Origin of the sequence: Fulvivirga aurantia, assembly GCF_009711475.1 — a bacterium.
Taxonomy (GTDB): Bacteria; Bacteroidota; Bacteroidia; order Cytophagales; family Cyclobacteriaceae; genus Fulvivirga; species Fulvivirga aurantia.
Map to the genome: position 1 here is coordinate 1 of NZ_SMMD01000411.1, position 2,469 is coordinate 2,469.

At 37.4% G+C, this 2,469-nt stretch carries 4 protein-coding genes; 2 read left to right on the forward strand and 2 right to left on the reverse strand.

From position 1 onward, the window contains the following. The first annotated feature begins 55 nt into the window (after positions 1-55). Positions 56-469 carry a response regulator gene (locus E1176_RS02375; RefSeq protein WP_155208970.1) on the forward strand — a complete coding sequence of 138 codons (414 nt, stop codon included), beginning with the start codon at positions 56-58 and terminating at the stop codon, positions 467-469. On the opposite strand, the gene E1176_RS02380 is transcribed toward E1176_RS02375, so the two are convergent. Together E1176_RS02380 and apaG are read right to left on the reverse strand one after the other, a co-directional pair. Continuing rightward, a complete protein-coding gene (locus E1176_RS02380; RefSeq protein ID WP_155208971.1) occupies positions 466-1,248 on the reverse strand; it encodes an O-methyltransferase in 783 nt (260 codons plus the stop codon). The genes E1176_RS02375 and E1176_RS02380 overlap by 4 nt on opposite strands. Then, positions 1,248-1,634 (reverse strand): Co2+/Mg2+ efflux protein ApaG, encoded by a 387-nt coding sequence (gene apaG, locus E1176_RS02385; RefSeq protein WP_155208972.1) that lies wholly within the window; start codon positions 1,632-1,634, stop codon positions 1,248-1,250. Before apaG ends, E1176_RS02380 begins: the two co-directional genes overlap by 1 nt. Positions 1,635-1,717: 83 nt before the next feature. Between apaG and ung the strand changes: the two genes are divergently transcribed. After that, positions 1,718-2,380, forward strand: coding sequence for a uracil-DNA glycosylase (gene ung / locus E1176_RS02390; protein WP_155208973.1), 663 nt, complete (start codon positions 1,718-1,720; stop codon positions 2,378-2,380). Positions 2,381-2,469 lie beyond the last annotated feature (89 nt).

The window sequence follows — 2,469 nt, forward strand, 5'->3', positions numbered from 1 at the left end:
TTATAAGAGTAGCTTTGTCATTACGTCATCAATGGCGAAGCTTTAAGAGAAAGGTATGATAAAGATTACATCCATAATAATTGCGGAAGACGATGCGGACGACAGATTATTAATCGAGGATGCATTAAATGAGAATGCGATATCCAGTGATGATTTAGTTTTTGTTGAAGACGGAGAAGAGCTTTTAGATAAATTAAAGGACAATGTAAATGCACCGAGCATGGTGTTTTTAGATTTGAATATGCCCAAAAAAGACGGGCGTCAGGCACTTAAAGAGATTAAAGAAGATGATCGCTTTAAGCATATTCCGGTTATTGTATTTTCAACTTCTAATAGTGCGGATGATATAATTACATCTTATAAAAATGGAGTAAATACCTACTTTACCAAACCTTCTAAATACAGTGATTTACTAGAGATTATCAAATCAGTAAAATCTTACTGGTGGGAGAAAGCCAGACTGGCTTAATATTGCAGCACGTAATGCTGTTTTCTAATGTCTGGATTGAAGAAAACAATACCCATTTGGTAAACATCCACGGTTAATGTCACTTGATAGTGGTTCTTGATCGCAGCCCATACCTTTTCCATTTCTTTAGACCAATGGATGTCATCAAAAACGAAACAGGCATCCTCTTTACTATTGGCCAGGCATTGCTCGAAGTAGCGTAAAGTAGCTTTTTCTGTATGGTTGGCATCAAAAAAAACAAAATCAAAAGATCCTGAAGCCGATAAGACTTCGACCAACCTCTCATCAATATTTCCCTCTACTACCTTTATATTGTTTCTGTTTTGAGCTTCAAACAAAGTTTCTGCAAGATTAACCAATCCTGGAGCACCTTCCATCGTAATTACGTGCGTGTTGGGATGCTGTGAGAGGTATAGTGAGTTTATACCGAGAGACGTACCTAACTCAAGAATGGATTGACTTTCAGTAAATTTTATCAATTCGCCAAGTAGCCTACTATATTTTGGCTTTGTTATGCCATATTTGGCGATATCAGCCACTTTTCTGGTACTCCCGTTATCAATCCCTGACCCAGCTCCATAATCTTTAATATTTACCGTATGAGTGCTTCTACACAGATTATCTCTTATTGCTTCTATACTCTGGTATGTGGCAAGATCGTGTTTTTTGCCAATCACCTTTTTAAATAAATCATAAATAAACGGAGCATGTAATGAATGCTCGTTTACAGCATTGAGCCAGTAAGATAAAAAGCTTTTGGCCTGATGGAATTTAGACATTAATTGTCTTTGAAAGGGGCGATCATATTAAATTGAGGAATGCCAACTTTAAATCGATGTCCATCTACAATTCTTTCTATAAGGTATGTGCCCGCCATTTTACCTAACCCTGATTTAAGGTTGCAACCAGATACATATTTGTGATATTGCCCTGGTTCTAAAATCGGCTGCTGACCAACAACTCCTTCGCCTTCAACTTCGCGCACGTTGTAACCAGCATCATGTATAAACCAGTGTCTGCGTAATAATTGTATCGTATTCTCACTCTGGTTCTCTATGGTTACTTTGTAGGTAAAAACATAGTGATATTGACTTGGGCTGGAATAGGAGGGTTGGTACTCCGTTTCAACACATACTTTTATACCTTTTGTGATTTCAGTAACCATTGTAGATTTGCCGTTTCCTAAAACGAAAACGAAAAAGTAAGTTAAGAAGTTTTAAATTTAAATATTAAGCCTAACTAAATTTTATGGAAGTAAAAATTCCTGAATCCTGGAAAAACAAGTTATCAGACGAATTCGAAAAACCATATTTTACAAATTTGGTGGATTTTGTTAAAAAAGAATATAAGCAGCACACAGTTTTTCCTCCAGGTAAAGAGATTTTTAATGCTTTTGATCATTGTGCATTTGATCAGGTGAAGGTGGTAATTATAGGGCAAGATCCATATCACGGCCCTGGTCAGGCCAATGGCTTATGTTTTTCGGTGAGAGACGGTGTAAGAAAGCCTCCCTCACTTCTCAATATATTTAAAGAGATTAACAGCGATTTAGGCAAAGAAATACCAGCCTCTGGCAATTTAGAGCGATGGGCAGAGCAAGGTGTACTTTTACTCAATGCCACACTCACCGTGAGAGCAAGCACTCCGGGCTCTCATCAAAATAAAGGTTGGGAAGAGTTTACAGATGCTGTAATCAAGTCCATTTCAGAAAATAGAAAAGGGGTGGTCTTTTTACTATGGGGAGCTTACGCTCAAAAAAAAGGTGCCATTATTAATAATGACAAACACCTTGTACTGAAGTCAGCACACCCTTCTCCTTTTGCCGCTCATAGAGGCTTTTTTGGAAACCAACATTTTAGCAAAACTAATGAATACCTTCGCAGTAGAGGAGAAAAAGAAATAGACTGGTAGAGTATAAAAAAGAGGCTGTCTCAAAAGTTATAAAACAAGTCTTACAGGTAGGTCATTCGGACGAAGGAAGAATCTTACTAAGTATATCG

Bases quoted from the DNA above. Each gene is read 5' to 3' on its own strand.
- apaG (WP_155208972.1), bottom strand. From the start codon at position 1,634: ATGGTTACTGAAATCACAAAAGGTATAAAAGTATGTGTTGAAACGGAG.
- E1176_RS02380 (WP_155208971.1), bottom strand. From the start codon at position 1,248: ATGTCTAAATTCCATCAGGCCAAAAGCTTTTTATCTTACTGGCTCAAT.
- ung (WP_155208973.1), top strand. From the start codon at position 1,718: ATGGAAGTAAAAATTCCTGAATCCTGGAAAAACAAGTTATCAGACGAA.
- E1176_RS02375 (WP_155208970.1), top strand. From the start codon at position 56: ATGATAAAGATTACATCCATAATAATTGCGGAAGACGATGCGGACGAC.